Raw genomic sequence first — 22,266 nt, 5'->3', positions numbered from 1 at the left:
TCCTCCTATAAATAATAAATACGATGCAAACCGTCCACAGGAATCGGTGTCTCAAGTAAATCTCGGAGCCATTCATTCCCATACCGATTCATATAAGCACACCCATTATACACTCTTTCTTGTGGCTTGGCGAACGGTAATATCGTTAGTCTTATGCGTTCTAATTGTCGCAACGCTGCATCGAATTGCGCGTTATATGCTTCTCCTGCTTTATTACGCAAATATTCGATTTGCTCCAGGATTTTCGCCAAATTCGTTTCTCCCAGCTTTTTAACCCCGGGATTAATCGCGGCAAGAGATTCCACAAGTGGTGCGTAGTTCACACTGAAATCCGATTTTACGGCTTCGAAGCGCTCATTCAATTGCAATGTATCTTGAGCATCCAGCCACTCTTGCTTCTTGTGCTCAAAGCGCTCAAGTACGTCCTCAAATGTAAAGCCATATTTGTTCATTTGCTTCTGAACCGTACCCTCGATCAGAGTAAACTCCATTCGCGGTGCTATGATCGGCATTTTCATTCCAAATTGTTCAAAAGCATGCTTCGTTAGCGACCAGTAAGCAATCTCCCCTGGTCCTAGCACAGTAGCGAGAACAGGGAATAGAAATTCTTGCATTAGAGGCCGCGACATCACGTTGTTGCTCAAATTCTCAGGCGTTGTTAAAGCTAAATCTTGGAGCTGCTGCCTAGTATAACTATAGTGCTTCTTCTTATCTGTAAATATTTCACCTTCACGATGCAAGAGCAGCCGCTGTCCATCTGCAAATACAAACAAATTAGCTCCGTCTTTGCTTACTTCAGCTTGACTCTCATATCCTGCTTGCCGGGCTGCATCCTGACTCTTCTGTAGCGATCCCGAGAATGCTTCATTCTGTAGGATTAGCTTCTCAAACATGGACGCTTCCAAAGCTCGTAGGGAAGGTTCATCGGAATCTATAAGGACAAGCCCGTATTCCCCAAACAGGATGGCCATCCAACGAGCAAAAGCATCGGATAACGTCGCCCCATCTTCTGTTGTTCCCTCCAGCTTAGCGATTAACGAAGCTTTAAACTCTGTATCCATCAAAGATTGATCTAACGCCGTCAAGGCCTCTTTCCATGCATCAGGTTCAATAGGCAGCTTACTGACGGATGTGCGACGCCCTGTCGGATGATCCACCTTGATTTTCTCAATTTGCTGGGCATTCGATAGCGTATACGTATGGTTAACTTCATCAAAATCATGATCCTCACCAGCGATCCAAAAAATCGGCACAACTGGGCGTTGTAATTTCCCACTCCATTCACGTGCCAATTGAACAATGCTAATGGCTTTGTACAAAACAAGCAGTGAACCGCCGAACAACCCGGCTTGCTGGCCACCAACAATGGCAAGTGTATTCTTATCAGCCAACGCTGATATTTGGTCAAATGCAGCCTGTGCATTCCCTATTCTCTCATTGTATTCGCGCAAAACTTGCACCATGCGCCCTCGATCAACTTGAGGTGAAGTCTTTGTTTCGTCTAACCATAGCACTCGGGACTGCCAGTCTTCCAAGTTTCCGAAGTGGTAAGGAAATAAAGCTTTAGCTTTATCCGTTTGAGCTATGTAATCTTCCGCTAACTTCTGATTTTTCTTCCAATGAAAAGTTTCCATTTGCATACGCGACTAGTGTCTCCTCTTCATACCAAATAAACCGACTATCCTTTGATTGTACACGTAAGGTCAGCAATCGTCAAAACTGTATTTTTAATAATTACAATTGAACATTAAAAAGCCGCCCCCTGCGGGACGGCTCGACAATCTTAATACAAATGACAAGCTACGAAGTGATTTGGTTCCACTTCTTTGGATGGCGGCATCGATACCGCACACTGCGGCATTGCTTGCGGACAGCGCGTACGGAACGGACATCCACTAGGCGGATTAAGCGGGCTTGGTACATCACCTTGTAAGATGATGCGCTCACGCGTACGCTCAATTTCCGGATCTGGGATCGGAATTGCAGAAAGCAGTGATTGTGTGTAAGGATGAAGCGGCTTCGCGTAAAGAGCATCTGACGTTGTCACCTCAACGAGGTTACCAAGGTACATAACACCGATACGATCGGAAATATGCTTAACCATCGCCAAATCATGCGCAATAAATAGGTAAGTCAAGCCCATTTCCTTCTGTAATCTCTTGAACAGGTTAACAACCTGAGCCTGTACGGAAACGTCCAGTGCTGAGATCGGCTCATCCGCAATAATGAATTTCGGCTCAATCGCAAGCGCACGGGCAATCCCGATACGTTGACGCTGACCACCGGAAAACTCATGCGGGAAACGGTTAGCATGCTCATCGTTCAAACCAACGGCACGAAGCAATTCCATCACGCGTTCTTTACGTTTAGCGCCTTTGTACAAACCATGAATATCAATACCTTCAGCAATGATATTTCCAACCGTCATACGAGGGTTCAAAGAAGCGTAAGGATCTTGGAATACCATTTGCATATTCCGATTAAAGTCTTTCAGCTTCTTCCCCTTCAACTTATGAACATCTTCACCGTCGAAAATAACTTCGCCTTCCGTTGCATCATAAAGCTTAATAATCGTTCTACCCGCTGTCGATTTCCCACATCCGGATTCCCCTACGAGACCAAATGTTTCACCGCGGTTAATTTCTATGGAGAAATTGTCAACAGCTTTCAAAATTTTACCGTTGCCAAGATTAAAATGCTTCTTCATATTACGAATTTGCAAGATAGGTTGATTAGATTTAGACATGTTGATGACCTCCCACTCCTACAGGACGTTCAACCTTCGGTGCATCTGGGTGCAACAGCCAGCAAGCGGCACTGTGTGTCTCAGAAAGCGACGTATGCTCTGGATCTTCTTCCAAACAATGATTCATAGCATATGGACATCTGGCTGCAAAAGCACACCCTTTTGGAGGTGCGAACAGATCTGGTGGCGTACCTGGAATAGGTACAAGCTCTTCATTACTATTCGTATCCAAACGCGGCACCGAACGAAGCAAGCCCCATGTATATGGATGCTGCGGCTCGTAGAAAATTTCATCTACTGTACCTTGCTCAATAATTTTCCCAGCGTACATAACGACAACACGTTGAGCCATATCAGCTACGACACCAAGGTCATGCGTAATTAAGATAATAGATGAGTCCGTTTTAACAGAAATCGTCTTCATCAAATCAATAATTTGCGCTTGAATCGTTACGTCAAGAGCCGTTGTTGGCTCATCTGCGATAAGCAGTTTTGGCGAGCAAGCAAGTGCGATAGCAATCATAACACGCTGACGCATACCACCGGAGAGCTCATGCGGATATTGATGAATACGGCCCTCTGGAGAGTTAATGCCTACAAGCTTAAGAATTTCAATAGCCTTCTCTGTTGCAGCCTTTTTGTTTAAACCTTCATGTTTGATCAAACCTTCTGTGATTTGATCGCCGACTTTCATCGTCGGATTCAAAGAAGTCATTGGATCCTGGAAAATCATACCCATTTCGGATCCACGAATTTTCTCCATTTGTCTGTTGGAAAGCTTGGTAATATCCAATTTCCCGTCAAACATGATAGAACCGCTTTTTATATAGCTAGGCGGAGTAGGAATTAAACGCATGAGCGTTTGTGCCGTTACGGACTTACCGCAGCCGGATTCACCTACAATCGCCAACACTTCACCTTTTTTCAAAGAAAAAGATACGCCGCGAACAGCTTGAACTTCCCCCGCATATGTCCGGAAAGAAACTCTCAAATCTTTTACTTCTAGTAAATTGTTATTGGTGCTCATCATTATTCACCCCTTCTTACTTGCGCATTTTTGGATCAAGCGCATCACGAAGCCCGTCGCCGAGTAAATTGAAGCTTAATAGAATCAAGCTGAAAATAATCGTCGGGAAAATAAGGCGATGCGGATATAACCGGATATAATTGGCGCCGTCAGATAGCAAGTTACCCAGCGATGCGAGCGGCGGTTTAACACCAAGACCAATAAAGCTAAGGAACGCTTCCGTAAAGATAGCAGCTGGAACAACAAAGGTAATTTGCACAATGATGATACCTAACGCATTAGGAATCAAACTGCGCATAATAATTCTCATTGGAGATGCACCAAGTGTACGAGATGCAAGTACAAACTCTTGCTCTTTCAACGTTAACATTTGACCGCGTACCAAACGTGCCATTGGAACCCAACCCGTTATGGCCATGGCCAAAATAATAGATGGAATACCTGAACCAATAACCATAATGAGTAGAATGGCGATTAACAAGAAAGGAATCGCATATACGATTTCAATCGTACGCTGCATCACTTCATCGACTTTCCCGCCATAGTAAGCAGAAATACCGCCATAAATAACACCAATAACCAAATCAATTATAGCTGCGATAATCCCAATGAATAATGAGATACGTGTCCCCCACCATACACGGGTCCATACATCGCGGCCGAAGTCGTCTGTACCGAACCAGTGGTCACCACTTGGAGCCACATTTTTCGCTTTTAAGTTTTGCGTCTGATAATCGTAGCTTGAAACAAAAGGTACAATAATCGCAAATACGATCAAAGCAACCAATATAATTAAGCCAGCCATAGCCAGTCTATTTTTCTTAAGTCGTCTCCAAGCGTCCTGCCAATAATTGAGCGAAGGTCTAACAATTTTTTCGCCAGTTAAAGATTTATTTGAAACGGGAGCAAACTTGTAGTTATTCTCTGTTGATTGATTCGGAGTTTGCATTGTTTATTTCCCGCCTTTCCCAAGACGAATTCTAGGGTCTACAAAGCCATACACTACGTCTGTAATAAATATTACTAAGATAAGAATACTTGAGTAGAAAATGGTTAATCCAGAAATCATTGTGTAGTCATTGGAATAAACCGATGTTACAAAGTGTTTACCCAAACCTGGCACAGAGAAAATTTGTTCAACAACTAGCGTTCCTGTGATGACGTTTACAAATATTGGACCTATTATTGTGATAACTGGTAAAATAGCATTTCTTATCGTGTGCTTAACAACAACTGTAAAATTGGTTAAACCTTTGGATTTGGCTGTCTTAATGTAATCTTGATTCAGAACGTCCAACATGGAAGTTCGCATCAAACGTGCCAAGATTGCAATAGTTCCGAATGAGAGCGCAAGTGATGGTAAAATACGATAACTTGGACCTTTCCATAATCCTGCAGGAAGAATGCCCCATTTAACACCGATATAATAAGAAAGCAATGGACCAAGAACAAATGATGGGATAGATACACCCAGAATCGCAATAAACATTGCCGTATAATCGCCTGCTTTATTATGCTTCAAAGAGGCAATGATCCCTAAAGTAAGACCTGCAATAATAGCAATAGCGATGGAAATCAACCCAAGTTCTAGTGAAGAAGGAAATGCTTGTTTGATAATATCAGTAACTTTGTGAGCAGGGAATTGATAGGAAGCTCCTAGATCGCCATGGATGATATTGTTCATGAAAGTCAGGTACTGTTCCCATAATGGCTTATCTAAACCGTATTGCTTCATCAGCATCTCTTTCGTCGCTTTAGGAATCCGTTCAGAACCTTCTCCAAGTGGATTACCTGGTAAGTTTTTCATCAATACGAATGTAAATGATGCAATTAGCCATAACGTAATAAGCGCATATAAGAAACGGCGAAGAATGAACTTAACCATATTGCTCCTCCTTTATTAAAATGAACTGCTTAGAAATTTAGAAGAGGCCGCTCCCACGAGGTGCGAACGGCCCCTTCTTGTAAATATGAAGTATAGATTACTTAATAGTAACCCATTTCAGTTCCCATTCTTGACCAAATGAAGGAAGAATCAAACCGTTAACTGCAGGCTTTTTCAAGTAAGCACGAGTACGGAAGTAAAGTGGTGCTACACCTTGATCATCCATGAGGATTTTCTCAGCTTCAATCATTGCTTTCGCACGTTTGGAAGGATCAACTTCTGCTTGAGCTTGCTTAATTAGCGTATCATATTGCGGGTTGCTGTAGTCGCCTTCATCAAACTCTCCGCCAGTTACCCACATATCCAAGAATGTCATTGGATCGTTGTAATCCGCGCCCCATAGGGAAAGAGCGATTTCGAAGTCATGTTTGGAGGACAACTCGATACGCAATGCATGCGGAACTGGGTTCGCTTCTGCTTCGTATCCAAGATTTTGTTTCCATTGTGCAAGGATGAACTCAAGTGATTTTTTCGCAGTTTCTGTATCATCCGCGTTCACTTTCATTTTTGGAAGAGCTGTTAAACCAGCTTCTTTCAAACCTTCAGCAAGCAATTGTTTTGCTTTAGCTGCATCGAACTTAGGTTGAGTTTCGCCAGCAGATTTACGGAAGTCGCCGCCTGCACCGTCAGAAGTACCGCCAGGCACTAAACCTGTGGATGATACGGAACCGTTAGCAAGAACTGTATCTACGTAAGCTTGACGATCGATTGCCATACCTAAAGCTTGACGGATTTTCTTGTTAGCTAAGGCAGGAACTTTTTTCGTTTGGTACATCAGGTAGGAGTTAGTCAACTCAGGTTTTGGCAAGTTGTCTGGTTTACCTGCATATAGTTTAAGTTGATCGCGATTGATTTCAGCCAAATCAGCTGCATCTGTTTCATATAGGTTGAGTCCTGTATTTGTATCTTTTACGATATTGACAGTTGCTTTCGTAAGCTTAACGTTAGCAGCATCCCAATATTTATCGTTTTTAACAAGTTCAAGTGTTTGGCCATGATCCCATTTGCTTAAAATAAATGGACCTGCACCAATGACTTTATCAGCTTCTGCTCCATATTTATCACCAGCTTTTGTAACGAAATCTTCTCTTTGTGGCAAGAAAGTTCCGAACGCAAGCATTTGTGTAAAGAAGGTAACTGGTTTCTCAAGTTTAATTTCAAGTTGTTTGTCGCTAATTGCTTTTACGCCAAGTGCATCTTGAGCTTTTTTAACATCTTCAGGTGTTTTTGCTTTCGTTACAGCTTCTCCACCTTTTATCCAAGCTACTACGAAGCTATATTGTCCTTTTGTTGCTGGATCTAAAGTACGTTTGAAAGAATAAACGAAGTCTTGTGCTTTTACTGGTTGACCATCTGACCAGTTCGCATTGTCGCGAATGTCGATTGTGTAAGTTAGACCATCAGCTGAAATTTTAGGGAAATCTTTTGCAAGTCCAGGAGTCGCTTTGCCGTCTTTGTCAGTACGAAAAAGACCTTCGTTAAATGCGCTAATGAATGTGAAAGCAGCATTTGCTGTTGCTTTGGAGCTATCCATAACAGGTGGCTCTGCAGTAAAGTTGATTTTAATTTCTTGCGGTTTGTTAGATGCCGCAGGAGCTGCTGTACCTTTAGTATCCCCAGTTGGAGATGCAGATGGTTCCTCTTTTTTGGCACAACCAATTGCCACACTACCCATAAGCGTTAATGCTACTGCTGTAGAAACCCATTTCGTCGCTTTCATAAAACTCCTCCTTTAAAATATGTATCTAAACATCTATGGTTAGGTGTTTTGATAGTTTTACTAACACAAACCTCACACCTTAAACCCAAAAACAAATGAAACAGCTTTACGCATGTCAGTATATCTGACTCGAACCTCTGGTAAAAAAATTTACTAGACTCTACGCAAGGAATTATAACATATAACTATGCTTTGTCCAGAACAAATTTTCCTTTTCATTCATTCCGATAAAATTTTAATTCACCTTTGTTAAAATAATATGAAGAAAAAGGTCCTTTACGGTTTCTAATTATACAACCATCGGTCAATAAAATCTAGACGGATTTCATTGTTATTTTCTACAATTCTTAAATAAATATTACAAACACACGCTAACAATTGATTTATTCACATTATTTCCACAAAATTGATCTATACTAGGTCAAAAATATATAATTTTTCCCGATATGCAGGAAAAATAGCAGGATATAAAGTGCTGATAGACCCAGAAAACTAAGCCTCCATACTACCCTGCTAACCTTTAATAATTCGGTTTTTCCTTTCATATGCGTCTGATAACCACCAATGATCCCAAAAGCGATGAGCAGCACGAGCGCAATGAGCCAGAAACCAAAATTCGTATGAAATAATTGATTCCACATCAAAGAAACAGAGCCAAACAGAAATAACGTCGTCATATCCATGGTAAGTCTTGTTGTCATCTTCTTATCTCTAAGAAAAACAAAAACTAGAAACCACAAAAAGATAAACGTAATAAACGGTGCCACTGCTAAGACCGCATATATCGTAGATATCCAACTGGCTAGCACATTCATCATTAAGAATCACCTACTTATTCTAAGGCTTTCACTAAGTGGTACACGGTTTGGTGAGTCGGAATCTCAAGATTTAAGTCTTTTGCCATTTTTACTAGGCTTCCATTAATATAATCAATCTCGGTACGTCGAGACTGTTCAATATCCTGAAGCATAGATGAATGATTTAAGCTTGTGGCTTCACAGACGCTAAGTATCGTGTCCCATAGCTCATCAGGTAGTAAAATCCCCTTGGTAGCCGCCACCCTACGAGTTTCTTGATAAAGGTCATTCATGAGTGAGCGCGCCCAGGGTGAAAGCAGCAGATCTCCGTTCTTTACACGTAAAATTGCTGTAAGCGGATTAATTACTGCATTTATCGTCAGCTTGCTCCAAATCCTTACATCCATGTTCTTCGACATCACTGTATGAAATCCTGCCTTCTCAAGCATCTCAACTAACAAAATATGTGTTGAATTTACAGAATGATCCGAATCTTCCGTTGTTCCTATATAACTGACACCCTGTCCTGTGTGAGTAACCCTCGTTAAGCCCTCGCGCTTAGCCCCTTCCGTCGTAACAGCGAGCAGCAAGCGATCCCGCCCGAGATCTTCACCTAACCTCACTTCGTGTCCTATTCCGTTCTGGAAACTTATTAAGTAGGTGTCTTTAGACATTTGAGACTTCAAATTGTTTATTAGTTCTTGTGAAATAGCAGGCTGTTTGACCATGAGAAATATGTAATCAAAATGATATAAAGACGATTTAGCTGTTTCTGCTCCTTCTATATAGTAGCGAAAATCTATAGTCCCACTACGAGTAGTCCTAATTGCCTCTGCAGTTCCATCCAACTCGATTCCCTTCTGAGCTAGCATATCTGCTTGTTCTATGGTTCTTGCAATGATTGTCATATGTTCACAAAAAGCAGACAACTTGGCAGCGAATAACAGCCCTAAGGAGCCTGCACCAATAATCATAATGCGCATCACATGTCCCCCTTTACATACAATTCCCATTATACAACAAAAAAGCCCCAGTCCAAGGGCTCTCCTTGTTCTGAAGCTTCTATATGTAAGGGCGGATTGGCAACTTAATCTACTCTTTCTAGGTTACCATTCGCATCCATCTTGAACCGCGGCTTCTCTTCTTCCTCTTCTTCAACAAGGAAGGCCATTTTCCTAGCACGATCCATAATTTGAATCAATGCTTTATAATCATCATTCACAACACGGTAATCAGTCTCAACTTCATTAACTTGCTTATTCAGCTTGTTGTTTTCTCTGCCAAGTCTATCTAGTTCGTCCTCTTTGTCTTGCAGCTCTTTTTCCAAATTTTTAATATGACGATTCATATCTTGGTACGTATTTCTCCATTGTCTCAGAAAACGGATCACAGCATCAATCGATAATGTTTCTTCCGTGAATGTCTCTACTTTGCCCGTAGACAACTCAGGTCCATCCAGCAGTCCAATGGCAGAAGAACCGGAAATCGAGACGGCCGCATGCTTTTTGAGCTGCGTTCTTTTCTGGCGCTGCGCTTTGGCAATCTGAATTGCCGCTTCATATTTTTTCCTTACAAAACTATTCCATCGGAATCCACATGCTGCTGCTGTACGCCCAATGCGCTCTCCAACCTCTTCGAATGCAGATAATTGTGTACTTCCCTCTCGTATGTGACGCAGTGTCACTTCCGCTAAGATTAAGTCGTCTTCATCGCTCCAAGCATCTTGCCTAATTGCTGACATATGGTCAAACCTCCTAACATAATATAGGGATCTTTGGCGTAGGCAAAGTCTCTCCTTTTTGGGATCTTTGGTCCGTAGATCAAAGTCTCTCCTTTTTGGGATCTTTGGGTCCTTGATCAAAGACTCACCTATTGGGGATGCATCATAATAAAGAATCAATTCGTAGAGAGCAGGGATAAATTGATTCGTGCCATTATTATTATTTCTATGCCCGTACTAGAGTTCATAGAATCTATTTGATACTAAATGGTATTGCCAAATTTTTTGTCACTCATACATGGGATCCCGATAAAAAGACATACTACTACTATCTGATGAAATGTTTTCAATTTCGTCACCGTTTGACGGTTTACACCGCTCATTTCAAACGGTATAATGTGTTGTAGTTAAAGTGCAACGTGGTATGAGAGGGGGATGTTACGAGAATGGATCGCATGTTTCGGGTTCTAGGTTTTTGGACACTTGTTATCGCACTAATGAGCTTAGCTGGCGATATGATACCTATGTCTCTGATTTTCTTTTTTCAAACTGCCGTATTCGTCATTCTAGGCTATATGCGCTTGTCAGAACGAACTTACATATTGTTGTTCTGGGGATATATGATTATTTCCTTCAGCGGATTTACGTATTGGTCATTTTTCAAAATGTCTGTCTAATACCCACAACAATAACAACAAGCAAAAAGGTGAACCGACTGTTACTCAGCGGCTCACCTTTTTTTCATAGAGAATGCTTACTTGCGATGAATACTTTGAATAGCTCACTCATTTGATCACTTAGCAGTAATTGCCTAATTGAGCGGTTCCGCTTAGACACTTCACTGAAAGGGTTCGGATCATAATGATTTTGAAGCCTTTGCAGGATCCCTTGCTCCACCAGAAACTCCCTTTGCGTCTGAAGTTTGCAGTGAGTAAAGCCACTTCGCCTTGCAGCTAATTCACAAGAAGTAAAGTTAACGTGTGATGTCATATCCTGCTCACCCTGGTGGATGAATGGGTCATCCTGAGCTTGGTGTTTGCGATAGCACATTAATGTTCCATTATAACGGTGATGAGCGAATAGTTCTTCTGCTGTATCGCCATAATCAATGATCATGCAGCTCCCGCTTCGGATCCGTTCAGCTACACGCGAGACCCAACTCTCAGCTTCAAGGTTTATCTCCCCTATTTGACCATCCAACCATTGAACTTTGGAACGTTCTAGGAAGTCTAATATACGTCGGGAGCTTATAGGACGCCAAATTTCTTGAAAAATTTGTTCCTCCTCTTGCCATTTTACAAAGGACTCTTGGAAAAGCGAATCTTTATAGCGAATTCGGTGGATTGGGAAAGCATCCAATAGCTCATTGGCAAAAACATATACCTGATCTTGCGGCGTTTGAGCCAACCATTCTGTTTCACTTGCGAATTGAATAACTTTGATGTGTTCTTCAAGCAGTGTTCGCTGCTGCTGAAGATGATAACCACTAGATTCAATAATTGTATAGGTTAAACGAGCATAAATGGCGGGTTCAGTTCGCTTTATTTCGCCCATGATGTGAAGAGCCATTCGCCCGTTCCCCCCTCCCCATTCAACAATATGAACGGGTTCTGTATGAGGGCTTTCATTATGCTGCTGCGTACAAATAAATGATGCCACCATTTCCCCCATTATTGAACCAATAGAGGAACTTGTATAGAAATCTCCTTGTTTACCAATTTTCGGCCTCTCATTTCGATAATAGCCATACGGTTCGCTATATAGACAAATTTCCATATAGTCTCTGAATGTGATGGCTTGAAATTCTGCTGACTGAATGGCCTTTTTTAAGGCGGTTACAACACTTGGGTATCCGAGCTGATGATTCAATGAAGAACCCTCCAATTCTTTACTTAAAGACAAAACATAAGGAAACCATTATAATGAAGAAGGATTTATGGAAGGAGAGATAGAAAAGCATGTCAAAGAAGTGGATTACCTTAACTACGGTAACGGCGATCAGCCTAATATCGCTGACAGCTTGTACAGACAACACGAAGGTCAAAGAAGCACTCGAACAATCACTAAATAAACAAAAAGAAATGAAATCTTACACCTTCGATGGGAGCACAACATTAGCCATAAGCGATGGATTGATGAAATCCTCCAACCCTTTAACTAACGGGCTGTTATCTTTGGTCAGAGAAAGCACAATCGATTGGAAGGGCATTAGCAATGTGGAGCCTCTCCAGTTCCAGACAGATTTGAAAATAACGCCTAAGGGCTCTACATCGCCTTTTGAGATTCCAATTCTCATTAAAGATAGCAAATTGTATTTTAATATGCCAGCACTAAATAAAACAGCTGACGAGTACTATGCAATCGATTTACAAAAAATGAGCCAGAACAGTACCAGTCCCTTAACCGTAGACAGTTTGAAAAATACTTCTCAATTGTCAACCACACTAGGTAATCTTATTTTCAGCGGGATTGACCCAAAATGGTATAAAGAAGCCAAGGAACCGGTTAAGCTGAAAGACGGATCTTCTGCCAAATCCATCAGCGTTGAACTTACTAGTAAAAATGAAAAAGAATTGAATACGCTGCTGCAAACAAAGCTTCCAGAGTTTATTGGGTACTTACAAAACAATGGATTCCTTACAGCCGATAAAGCCGAACAGCTCAAAAAAAATCAAGCAAACCTCTTGCAGCTCAAAGCTCCGGGTAAAATGGTTGTCGCCATTGATGACACTGGCTTTATTCGTGACCAGACGATTGATGTTGGCTTCACCATAACAATGGACGGCAAAGCGCAGGATAACCATATCCTTCTTCACCAAACCTACGACGCTATCAATCAAGCTTCTCCTTTAACGAAAGAAATACCGAAAAACGTTAAAAGCTTCGATGAAATCCTTAAATTAATTACGCCGGCAAAAAAATAGGTAAAAGGCAAAATACTTATCTCTTCCCCAGAGGTAAGTATTTTTTTGTGCTTCATTTAATAGAAATATGATAATCTGTTCTTAGGGGGAGAATTCGTTCAATGACATATAAATTCGTAGCTATAATGTTGTCCATTCTATTGCTCACTCAAGTAACACTACCACTTCATACAATATCAGCCGAAGAAAAGACCCCTACACAAGACGAAGCCAAGGATCTCGTCCAAAAAGGGCTTACCATTTTCGAAATTGACAAAGAAGTGGGCCGATTAAATGAACAAGATGCAAGCATCGTTACCCAAATCAAACAAAATGAACAAGATATCATCAAGCAGAACAGCAATGTTGAAAACACCCGTAAACATGCCGGAAAAGTGTTGAGAGCTTATTATACAGGAGATCGAGATTCGATCTGGATGCTGCTGTTTACCGTTAGTTCCTTTACGGATGCATTGCGAATGTTCGAGTATCTGCAAATGATTATTAGTAATGATCATCGCGCTTTATCAGCTTTCACCGAATCGTTTAAGAAATTGAAAAGCCTGCGAACCGAACTTGATTCTTCTCGTGTCGAGCTCCAGAAAACGAAGGAGAAATTCCTCACACAGCGTGAGAGACTCGTAAAGCTTCAAGAAGAGCTGGACAAACAACTAGCCGTCAGTGCACAAGCACAAGTCATAGAAGCCCAAATAAAAAGCTTAAATGACCAATGGAAACAAGAAGGCATCCCTTTATTCCGCGAGTACTTGAATAGTTTATCATCGGCTTTCAGAGAGCTGCCACAGTATGTAACGACAGAAAATAAATTCATGGACTTATCTTCCATCAAAAATCCGGTCATAACGATTAGTGATACGGATTTCAATGCTTATCTTCATTCAAAAAATGAACTTTTACAGAATTTGAATTTTGAATTTGCCGATGGGTCGATCATTGCAAAAGGTAAAAAAGATCAGGTACAAATCGTGTTGGAAGGAATGTTTTTGTTGAAGGAACATCCCGATATGAATGAAGTCCGCTTTGTTGTGGATAAACTTGAATTCAATGGCTTCCAACTGCCTGATACCACAATTGAAGACTTTATGAAAGAATTCCAACTTGGCTTCATCCCGAAAAAAATTGTCAATTATCTCGATGTCGTTAGTGTAGAGACGAAGAATGGCATCGCAGTTGTAAAACTCAAATTATCCCTGTAAAGTAGCAGAGGATAATGAAGTAAAGTGAGGACTACGAATGGAACCGAAAATTGGTCTGATGATGGATTTGCCCGAAGGAAAAATACCTGGATTTTACGCACAAATTGTTAAAGCTCTTGCAGGCAAGGTTGATTTATTTGATCGCGATAAAGAAATGCTTATTGTCAGCAATGAAGAACAACAGCTTGCCGCGCTCGGTGTTATGGCTCATTTCAATATTGAGACGAACCTGATGCAGCTTCGGCTGCTGCCGGATGACGCTGAACTGACTGATCTATTCAGCGATTATGGCTTTACAAGCCGTGCAGAACACAATTATTTATACGATAAGCTTGTCGTACAATTCCGATTTACCGCAGATAGCCCACAAGCTGAAATCGACCAAGCTGCCCTTCAGATCGAAGAGCACCTCCTTGCTCAGTACCAGGTTCAGGATCACACTGTGTACGTCGTAGATCGGCAGCTCGAAGAGCTCATGCAGGGTATTGCCAAAGCTTATCGATGCCGCATCGAGATGCTGCCTTAGAACAGGCAAAGAAGCCCACATCCCCATAATCAGGGGTGTGGGCTTTTTGAATTTTCAGAGCAGATCGGCTGCTAATTGCGCTAGATGCGAGCGTTCACCACGCTCAAGAGTGATATGCCCACTAATACCTTCCTGCTTGAATCGTTCAACCACATAAGTTAATCCATTACTCGAGGCATCGAGATATGGATGGTCGATTTGGTCTGGATCACCTAGAAGAACTATTTTACTGCCCTCTCCCACGCGGGAAACGATCGTTTTCACTTCGTGCTTGGATAAGTTCTGCGCCTCATCAATAATGATGAATTGGCCAGGAATCGAGCGTCCTCGAATGTACGTCAGAGCTTCCACTTGAATACTACCGAGACCCGCTAGTATTTTTTCAATGTCGCCCGGTTTTTTGGTATCGAATAAATATTCCAAATTATCATAGATCGGCTGCATCCAGGGACGCAGCTTTTCATCTTTTTCACCAGGCAGATAACCAATATCCTTGCCCATTGGAACAACAGGTCGAGCAATTAGCAATTTTTTATATTTACGATCATCCTCAATCTTCATTAGGCCCGCAGCTAATGTAAGCAGCGTTTTACCTGTACCCGCTTTCCCAGTCAGGGTGACGAGCGGGATGTCGTCATTGAGCAGGAGCTCAAGAGCCATTCGTTGCTGCGCGTTACGCGCGGCAATCCCCCAAATGGGATCGTTACTCATGTAGAGCGGCTCCAGCTTTTTGGCATCGGGCGTCACTTTCAATAAAGCTGATTTGGAAGAACCCAGCTCATCCCGCAAAATGACAAATTCGTGAGGATGCAGCATATAGCCCAAATTAAGCGATGTCACAGTCAAGAAACGATATGAATAAAACTCATCAATGATAGAAGGATGTACGTACAACGTTATATATCCCGTGTACATATCCGTTTGTGCAACTATGCGATCTGTTAAATAATCCTGTGCAGGTATACCGAGGACATCCGCTTTAATACGAACTAATGTATCTTTACTCACGATAACGACAGGTCTCGGAAATTCATTATCCTGCTCTTCTAGATGATAGTTGAGCGCGACAGCGAGAATTCGGTTATCATTCGTTAATTCCGCAAATGTATCCTGCAGCTTTGCGAAGCTGCGGTGGTTGAGTTCCACTTTAATGCTGCCGCCACGTTCGAGTGTGATGCCATCGGACAAATTTCCTTTGGTTCTTAGTCCATCCAGCAATCTCGATACATGTCTCGCATTACGGCCTATTTCGTCCGCATTTCGTTTCTTAGAATCGATTTCCTCCAACACCACGGCGGGTATGACTACTTCATTATCTTCGAACGCGAATAAAGCATTAGGGTCCTGAAGCAGAACATTGGTATCCAACACGTAAATTTTTTTCATTGGTGTGTCCCCTCCCAGATTTGGCGTTAGATCATTGGTTATATGAAATACATACAACCTAGCTGTGCCGGACAAACTAAACGCGAGATTCAGGAAAGAAAGGAACGATTCAAGTGAGACTATTGTGCGTAGTTATAGTTATACTGACCCTCGCGGTTGGCTGTAGTCAAGCGCCGAAAAGTGGTGCCCCCTCTCAAAATCCGAATCAAAATCAAGTAAAAGTTCAACAAATCGCCCCACAAAAGCTCGAGATAAAAGATTCTAAAGCAGTTGTAGAACGTTTGGAAAACTTAGCCACCAGTATCCCTCAGGTTGAAAGCGCGCACTGCGTCGTCTTCGGTGATACCGCCGTTGTCGGCATCAACATTAAGAAAGATTTGGATCGAGCCAAAGTCGGCACCGTCAAGTACTCGGTAGCTGAAGCGCTCAAGAAAGATCCATACGGAGTTAATGCCATTGTTACCGCAGATTTGGACTTAGACCAACGCTTGCGCAACATTCGGGATAACATTCGAGCAGGAAGACCCATTACTGGTTTCGCAGAACAAATGGCAGACATCATGGGCCGTGTAATGCCTCAGCTGCCGCGCGATATTCGCAATATGCCAAACAATACAGGACCTAACGGTACGAATCAGTCGGAAATTCCGAACCCTTAATCCACCGAAGATAACAAAAAGCCTGACTGCATACGCAGATCTAGGCTTTTTTTATCACATCAAAAACTCGGCCGGCTGGATTCACAGTTACTCGGCTTACACAAGTTTTCTCATATTCAGGCTCGGTCATCATTTGGGCGCGATCAATCCATTGCTTCGGTAAAGCTGTATTGTGTTCAGCCATATCGTTTGCGCCTCCTACTAGGTGGTTGAAAACGCTCCTTACACTTACAGTATAGCATAGCCGGTGGCAAGCGTTCCACCTTTATGTATCTATTTTCAGATCATGCGAACACTCCTTTTTCAGCCAGATATACCTTAGTGTACGTCGGTTTAAAAAAGTTATGTCGTCAACCATGAACGTCTATTGATTATTGTAAATTGGATTCGAATTAATATCATCAAGCAGCTTTTCCGCCGATTCACGATCAAAACTTTGTTTACTCTTGATACTTTCTTGTTCATAGGCGATGTGAATTTTCATCGGATCCGATTCGTCCACAATTTCCATATGAGTGACCCCATGATCTTCACGCAATATAAGAGCAAAAAAATCAAGCGTTTCTTTCGCCGCTTCGTCATCCGGTCTTGCTTGACTTACTATATGCATTTGCAGCCAATTAAAAAAGGCGTCTTGCAGTTTCATTTTAACGCCCGTCCTCTCTAAGTAAAATAACATCGCAGCCTAATTCCAGCCAACGAAGCCATTGATTTTTCCAAATGATTTGCTGGACATCTAAAGCGCTGTCATCCAACGATGAGACGAAGTCCCAAGCTTCCTCTCGCTTCAGGAGACGATCTAGGAAGGCTTCTGCACAATGCGATAAATGATAAGGGTCACCATCAAACACAATGGTCTCAGAATGCGATAAATCAAGTTCTACGAGCTCTGAACCACATATCTCTTCATCGTCACTTAACAGCAGACTAGCCTTAAACATAGATAGCAATCTGGGGTGTCTCCCATTCGCCAATTCACGGAAAGCTTCCAGCTTTGTGAGCGGAGAGCAGTCCAAGCGATCAGCCCCCAACACCAAAGGAGAATAGCCCACAATCGGAGTTAACCAGTATCGAGTCATTCGCTCCTCCTTAGAGTTTTGCTTTAGCAAAACTAACATCGTAAGCATAATCCTTATTAAGTTGGTTTATTGCCGCTTCTTTTCTCGATGAAATAACGAATACGAACCAGAAACATTAACGATATGGCAACAGCCAGGCAGAGCACGATAGGTAGTCCTACAATTTGAAAAACAAGCAGCATAACCGATCCAATGGCCAGCAGCACATAGATGATAGCTGTCTTGAGAACCGGCAATTTACGCGTTTTGAAAACTTTGTTATACACATAAGACATAAATATAAATATTAACAGATAAGTGATGTACAGGTGATTTCCAAACCACTCGTTCAAGGCAGTCAAAACATACACTCCATTCATTCAAAAAGTAAAGTCAATTATCATTATCCCTCAAAATTACAAATAAATAAAGGGAAATGCGGCATTGCAGCCCACATTTCCCATATTTAGAACACTTTGTGAATTACACGTTAGCTTCAGCTGTTTTGCGGTGTTTCTCAGCACGCTCGCGCTCGCTTTTGTTCAAAATCTTTTTGCGAATACGAACGGATTTCGGTGTGATTTCACAATATTCATCATCGTTCAAATACTCAAGCGCTTGCTCCAAAGAGTACATACGAGGAGTTTTCATTTTTACAGTTTCTTCTTTGTTTGCGGAACGGATGTTGTTTACCGCTTTTTCCTTACAAATGTTAACGATGATATCATTGTCGCGCGTATGCTCACCAACGACCATGCCTTCGTAAACTTCCGTTTGTGGATGAACGAACAAGATACCGCGATCTTCAACGGAAAGGATTCCGTATAAGGTAGATACGCCAGATTCGCTGGAAACAAGTACGCCTTCATGACGTCCGCCAACACCAGCTCCTTGGTATGGACCATAGCTGTCAAAAGCATGGTTCATAATACCGTAACCGCGAGTTAACGTTAAGAAGTTCGTTCTGTAACCGATCAAACCACGTGCAGGGATTAAGAACTCAAGACGAACGTTGCCGCTGCCGTTGTTGATCATGTTGACCATCTCGGCTTTACGGGAACCTAAGCTCTCCATAACGGAACCCATGCTATCTTCTGGAACGTCGATGATTAAACGCTCAATCGGCTCCATTTTTTGACCGTCGATTTGACGAATGATAACCTCTGGTTTGGAAACTTGCAATTCAAAGCCTTCACGGCGCATGTTTTCAATCAAAATACCTAAGTGAAGCTCACCGCGGCCAGATACAACGAAAGCATCCGGGCTATCCGTATCTTCAACGCGCAAGCTTACGTCTGTTTCAAGTTCTTTGTAAAGACGCTCGCGAATTTTACGGGAAGTTACCCATTTCCCTTCGCGCCCTGCGAATGGTGAGTTATTTACGATAAAAGTCATTTGCAGCGTTGGCTCATCAATTTTCAAGACTGGCAATGCTTCCGGATTCGCAGGATCTGCTACCGTTTCACCAATATTGATATCTTTGATCCCTGCAATGGCAATAATGTCCCCTGCAGCCGCTTCTTCGATCTCAATACGCTTCAAGCCTGTGAAACCAAAAAGTTTCTCGATTCTAGCTTGCTTCTGACCGCCTTCACGCGTCATAACAGCAACGGTCTGGCCTTGACGAATTTTACCACGGTTCACACGGCCTACGCCGATACGACCCAGGTACTCATTGTAATCCATCAATGTAACAAGGAACTGAAGCGGTTGATCAACATCTTCTGTTGGAGCTGGAATGTGACTAACAATCGTCTCATAAATAGCTTCCATGTTGTCATCTTGTTTCTCAGGATCAAGACTTGATGTACCTTGTAATGCAGAAGCATATACAACGTGGAAATCAAGCTGCTCATCTGTAGCACCTAGTTCAATGAAAAGATCAAGAACTTCGTCCACAACTTCTTGAGGACGCGCGTTCGGACGGTCAATTTTGTTAACAACAACAACCGGAGAAAGGTTGCTTTCTAATGCTTTACGCAGAACGAATTTCGTTTGCGGCATGGTGCCTTCAAAAGCATCAACAACCAGCAAAACACCGTCTACCATTTTCATGATACGCTCTACTTCACCACCGAAATCGGCATGTCCAGGTGTATCCACAATGTTAATCAGGTAGTCTTTATAATTAATTGCTGTATTTTTTGCAAGAATGGTAATACCACGTTCTCTCTCGAGATCGTTGGAGTCCATCGCTCTCTCTTGAATAGCCTCGTTCTCGCGGAATGTTCCGGATTGTTGAAGTAATTTATCTACGAGTGTCGTTTTACCGTGGTCAACGTGTGCGATAATTGCAATATTGCGAATTTTGTCTCTTGCGTGCATGAATGTCAAACCCTCTCTACCCTATAATTTTCGTCTCTGTTCATAAAACAAGCGTCGGACGAAAGCGCCGACGCTTGACATTTACACTTATTATACGCAGTTTCTCGACATTATGCAAGGTAAATGCGGCTCTACATAAAACTTTTACAAGTAAATGCCTGAAATTACCACACATTTCGCTTACGGAAAATCATGACAAGTCCAGCTACCACAAGGATCAAAGCGATTACATAGATCCCTAAATGAATAAGTAGAGTTAACCCGAAAAATACAGCTGAAATAATTCCCAGCACCATAGCACCAATCAAAACACCGCGATCACTTCCACGATCGAACAAGTGCATCTCATACAATCCAATAGCTACACCAAGAATGAATCCCGGCCACAAATAGCTCATTGACCCCCAACCAAATATATTGCAGTAAAAGAACATTAATGCATAAGTCGATAAAATGCCTCCAGGTACAAGAACGCCTGCGGGCAGTGATCGATTAAAAAAGAATACGTGGAACAGCAGCCCAGGAATGAGTAGAACTAGCGGCCAGAAGAACGAAAGAAGAACATGGAAAAAACCTAATTTTCCAAGAAGCAATAGGGCGGCCAGGCCGATTAACAGGATACCAATGGAGTAGCTATTTCTAGCCATTCAAATCCCCTCCTAATTCACTTGTCACTAAGGGATCGACTTCGACACCCTTCAACAAATAGTTTATCGTACCTGGCGAGAAATTGCTAGGTGTTTGGCGCTATTCGCGGCCTCGCCGTTTGGCTTCGAGCAAACGGCTCATGCTGTCCGGAGGCGCACTATAAAACGATGCGAATTGCTTAAACACTCACCTTTCCAAGAACGAAGGAGCTAGCTTTATCTTGCGTTCAAATTCCTTAGCATGGGCATACTACTATGCGTACAATTTTCCCCTGTCAAACAGGTTTGCGTATGGACAACATGGGAGGTAAAATGGAAACGTTATTTGTAGATAAAAAGAAGAGAAAACCGCTTTGGACCAAAGCTTTTCTGATTACATCACTATCCAACTTACTGCTTTTCTTTAGTTTTCAAATGCTCATACCAACGATACCTACACATGTGTCGCAATTAGGCGGAAATGATGTTCAAGTCGGTCTCGTCATTGGCATTTTCACCATTTCTTCCCTGCTTACCCGCCCTTTTGCTGGGCGAGCGCTTGATTTGTTTGGAAGAAAACATGTGCTTCTGGTTGGACTCGCACTCTGTGCGCTAACCATTGCTGGCTACTCCTATATGGCTGCAGTCACGCTAATTCTTGCTGCGCGCTTTGTTCATGGGATCGGTTGGGGGATGTCCACAACTTCCTTAGGCACTGTTATAGCCGATATCATTCCATCTGAGCGGCGTGGAGAAGGTATGGGTTATTACGGGTTGTCCAACACGTTCGCTATGGCACTTGCACCACTTACAGGCCTGTGGTTGATGCAAACCTATGGCTTCCCCCGCGTACTTTTAATATCAACATTATTAGCATTACTTTCCTTATTTAGTTCTCTTTTTATCACCTATTCCAAACCGATGCCTATAGAAAAGTCGGCTCAAAGGCCGAAGCTTATGGATCGTTTATGGGAACGGACCGCGATGCTTCCCTCCGGTTTATTGCTATGCACAGCAATTTGTTATGGCGGAATTGTGACCTTTATTACGCTGTTCGGCCACGAAGCCGGCATTTCGAATGTCGGTTGGTTCTTCCTATGCAATGCCTCCATGGTGCTAATTGTTAGACCTATAACGGGTATGCTGTTTGATCGAAAAGGACCCGAATGGGTGCTCCTGCCCGGCGCTCTCTTTACCCTAGCAGGACTCCTGCTGCTTTCTTATGCTCACTCAGAAGCTAGCTTGGCCGGAGCAGCGATATGCTATGGCATAGGTTTCGGATCCTTGCAGCCGGCACTGCAGGCTTGGACCATTGCACGCGCTGCTCCGAATCGCCGCGGTGCAGCCAACGGAACCTTCTTCTCGGCCAATGATCTTGGCATTGGGTTAGGCGCGATGGTTTTGGGAGCTCTCGCTAACATAAGCGGGAGTTATGCGTTGATGTACCGTTACTCGACCGTGCTTATTCTGGTTTTCATCCTTATTTATGGATGGTGCTTTTGGCAAGCTCGGCGAGGCATTCAGATGGCACAGCACTAACTTGCATACCTTACTTAATCGAACAATTGGTGAAAAGTTTCAATTCTTAATAAAAAAACAAACCGCTAGCTG

Annotated in this window: 23 protein-coding genes; 6 read left to right on the top strand and 17 right to left on the bottom strand. The window is 42.5% G+C overall.

Annotated elements, in window-relative coordinates; all coding sequences use genetic code 11:
* Nucleotides 1-5: 5 nt before the first annotated feature.
* From bshC to QFZ81_RS11785, 9 genes are all read right to left on the bottom strand, one after another.
* On the bottom strand, nt 6-1,640 hold the full coding sequence (gene bshC, locus QFZ81_RS11825) for a bacillithiol biosynthesis cysteine-adding enzyme BshC (RefSeq protein WP_307444261.1): 1,635 nt from the start codon (nt 1,638-1,640) through the stop codon (nt 6-8).
* A gap of 143 nt (nt 1,641-1,783) precedes the next feature.
* Nucleotides 1,784-2,746 carry an ABC transporter ATP-binding protein gene (locus QFZ81_RS11820; protein WP_307444263.1) on the bottom strand — a complete coding sequence of 321 codons (963 nt, stop codon included), beginning with the start codon at nt 2,744-2,746 and terminating at the stop codon, nt 1,784-1,786.
* Nucleotides 2,739-3,776, bottom strand: a complete 1,038-nt coding sequence (locus QFZ81_RS11815; RefSeq protein ID WP_047672340.1) for an ABC transporter ATP-binding protein — start codon at nt 3,774-3,776, stop codon at nt 2,739-2,741. The genes QFZ81_RS11820 and QFZ81_RS11815 overlap by 8 nt, the downstream gene beginning before the upstream one ends.
* Nucleotides 3,777-3,789: 13 nt before the next feature.
* Nucleotides 3,790-4,722, bottom strand: a complete 933-nt coding sequence (locus QFZ81_RS11810) for an ABC transporter permease (RefSeq protein ID WP_307444264.1) — start codon at nt 4,720-4,722, stop codon at nt 3,790-3,792.
* 3 nt (nt 4,723-4,725) lie between these two features.
* Entirely contained in the window at nt 4,726-5,658 is a 933-nt protein-coding gene (locus QFZ81_RS11805; protein ID WP_307444265.1) for an ABC transporter permease, read from the bottom strand.
* 97 nt (nt 5,659-5,755) lie between these two features.
* Nucleotides 5,756-7,438 carry a peptide ABC transporter substrate-binding protein gene (locus tag QFZ81_RS11800; protein WP_307444266.1) on the bottom strand — a complete coding sequence of 561 codons (1,683 nt, stop codon included), beginning with the start codon at nt 7,436-7,438 and terminating at the stop codon, nt 5,756-5,758.
* 416 nt (nt 7,439-7,854) lie between these two features.
* A complete protein-coding gene (locus QFZ81_RS11795) occupies nt 7,855-8,256 on the bottom strand; it encodes a DUF3397 family protein (protein ID WP_307444267.1) in 402 nt (133 codons plus the stop codon).
* Between the two features lie 14 nt (nt 8,257-8,270).
* Nucleotides 8,271-9,218 (bottom strand): ketopantoate reductase family protein, encoded by a 948-nt coding sequence (locus tag QFZ81_RS11790; protein WP_307444268.1) that lies wholly within the window; start codon nt 9,216-9,218, stop codon nt 8,271-8,273.
* Nucleotides 9,219-9,322: 104 nt separating this feature from the next.
* Nucleotides 9,323-9,976 (bottom strand): RsfA family transcriptional regulator, encoded by a 654-nt coding sequence (locus tag QFZ81_RS11785; protein ID WP_307602852.1) that lies wholly within the window; start codon nt 9,974-9,976, stop codon nt 9,323-9,325.
* Between the two features lie 425 nt (nt 9,977-10,401).
* Here QFZ81_RS11785 and QFZ81_RS11780 point away from each other — a divergent pair, with 425 nt between their 5' ends.
* The gene (locus tag QFZ81_RS11780; RefSeq protein WP_029196536.1) at nt 10,402-10,632 is read left to right on the top strand and encodes a DUF2626 domain-containing protein; all 231 of its coding nucleotides are present in this window, start codon (nt 10,402-10,404) and stop codon (nt 10,630-10,632) included.
* Nucleotides 10,633-10,696: 64 nt separating this feature from the next.
* Here the strand turns inward: QFZ81_RS11780 and QFZ81_RS11775 are convergent, their stop codons facing one another.
* Nucleotides 10,697-11,824, bottom strand: a complete 1,128-nt coding sequence (locus tag QFZ81_RS11775; protein WP_307444272.1) for a class I SAM-dependent methyltransferase — start codon at nt 11,822-11,824, stop codon at nt 10,697-10,699.
* 89 nt (nt 11,825-11,913) lie between these two features.
* Between QFZ81_RS11775 and QFZ81_RS11770 the strand changes: the two genes are divergently transcribed.
* From QFZ81_RS11770 to QFZ81_RS11760, 3 genes are all read left to right on the top strand, one after another.
* On the top strand, nt 11,914-12,879 hold the full coding sequence (locus tag QFZ81_RS11770) for a hypothetical protein (protein WP_307444273.1): 966 nt from the start codon (nt 11,914-11,916) through the stop codon (nt 12,877-12,879).
* 101 nt (nt 12,880-12,980) lie between these two features.
* Nucleotides 12,981-14,075, top strand: a complete 1,095-nt coding sequence (locus tag QFZ81_RS11765; RefSeq protein ID WP_307602850.1) for a coiled-coil domain-containing protein — start codon at nt 12,981-12,983, stop codon at nt 14,073-14,075.
* Between the two features lie 37 nt (nt 14,076-14,112).
* On the top strand, nt 14,113-14,601 hold the full coding sequence (locus tag QFZ81_RS11760) for a hypothetical protein (protein ID WP_307444276.1): 489 nt from the start codon (nt 14,113-14,115) through the stop codon (nt 14,599-14,601).
* Between the two features lie 54 nt (nt 14,602-14,655).
* Here QFZ81_RS11760 and QFZ81_RS11755 read toward each other — a convergent pair whose 3' ends face one another.
* Entirely contained in the window at nt 14,656-15,987 is a 1,332-nt protein-coding gene (locus tag QFZ81_RS11755) for a PhoH family protein (protein ID WP_307444278.1), read from the bottom strand.
* A gap of 113 nt (nt 15,988-16,100) precedes the next feature.
* Here QFZ81_RS11755 and QFZ81_RS11750 point away from each other — a divergent pair, with 113 nt between their 5' ends.
* Nucleotides 16,101-16,646 carry a YhcN/YlaJ family sporulation lipoprotein gene (locus QFZ81_RS11750; RefSeq protein ID WP_307602849.1) on the top strand — a complete coding sequence of 182 codons (546 nt, stop codon included), beginning with the start codon at nt 16,101-16,103 and terminating at the stop codon, nt 16,644-16,646.
* Between the two features lie 40 nt (nt 16,647-16,686).
* On the opposite strand, the gene QFZ81_RS11745 is transcribed toward QFZ81_RS11750, so the two are convergent.
* The 6 genes from QFZ81_RS11745 to QFZ81_RS11720 all read right to left on the bottom strand — a co-directional run bounded on the left by QFZ81_RS11745 (nt 16,687) and on the right by QFZ81_RS11720 (nt 20,676).
* Nucleotides 16,687-16,830 (bottom strand): hypothetical protein, encoded by a 144-nt coding sequence (locus QFZ81_RS11745; protein ID WP_157036514.1) that lies wholly within the window; start codon nt 16,828-16,830, stop codon nt 16,687-16,689.
* Nucleotides 16,831-17,010: 180 nt separating this feature from the next.
* Nucleotides 17,011-17,292: a hypothetical protein gene (locus QFZ81_RS11740; protein ID WP_307444283.1), complete on the bottom strand. Its 282-nt coding sequence runs from the start codon at nt 17,290-17,292 to the stop codon at nt 17,011-17,013.
* A gap of 1 nt (nt 17,293) precedes the next feature.
* Nucleotides 17,294-17,725 (bottom strand): hypothetical protein, encoded by a 432-nt coding sequence (locus QFZ81_RS11735; RefSeq protein WP_307444285.1) that lies wholly within the window; start codon nt 17,723-17,725, stop codon nt 17,294-17,296.
* Nucleotides 17,726-17,781: 56 nt separating this feature from the next.
* Nucleotides 17,782-18,057, bottom strand: coding sequence for a YlaH-like family protein (locus QFZ81_RS11730; protein ID WP_307449885.1), 276 nt, complete (start codon nt 18,055-18,057; stop codon nt 17,782-17,784).
* Nucleotides 18,058-18,187: 130 nt separating this feature from the next.
* Nucleotides 18,188-20,029: a translational GTPase TypA gene (gene typA, locus QFZ81_RS11725; RefSeq protein ID WP_307444286.1), complete on the bottom strand. Its 1,842-nt coding sequence runs from the start codon at nt 20,027-20,029 to the stop codon at nt 18,188-18,190.
* A gap of 164 nt (nt 20,030-20,193) precedes the next feature.
* Nucleotides 20,194-20,676, bottom strand: coding sequence for a hypothetical protein (locus QFZ81_RS11720; RefSeq protein ID WP_307444288.1), 483 nt, complete (start codon nt 20,674-20,676; stop codon nt 20,194-20,196).
* A gap of 312 nt (nt 20,677-20,988) precedes the next feature.
* Here QFZ81_RS11720 and QFZ81_RS11715 point away from each other — a divergent pair, with 312 nt between their 5' ends.
* The gene (locus tag QFZ81_RS11715; protein WP_307602847.1) at nt 20,989-22,194 is read left to right on the top strand and encodes an MFS transporter; all 1,206 of its coding nucleotides are present in this window, start codon (nt 20,989-20,991) and stop codon (nt 22,192-22,194) included.
* The last annotated feature ends 72 nt before the right edge of the window (nt 22,195-22,266 follow it).

Source organism: Paenibacillus sp. V4I9, from assembly GCF_030817295.1.
In the GTDB taxonomy this organism is placed as follows: domain Bacteria; phylum Bacillota; class Bacilli; order Paenibacillales; family NBRC-103111; genus Paenibacillus_E.
Note: the sequence above shows the minus strand (reverse complement) of the source record. Positions and strands in the feature narration are given on the sequence as shown.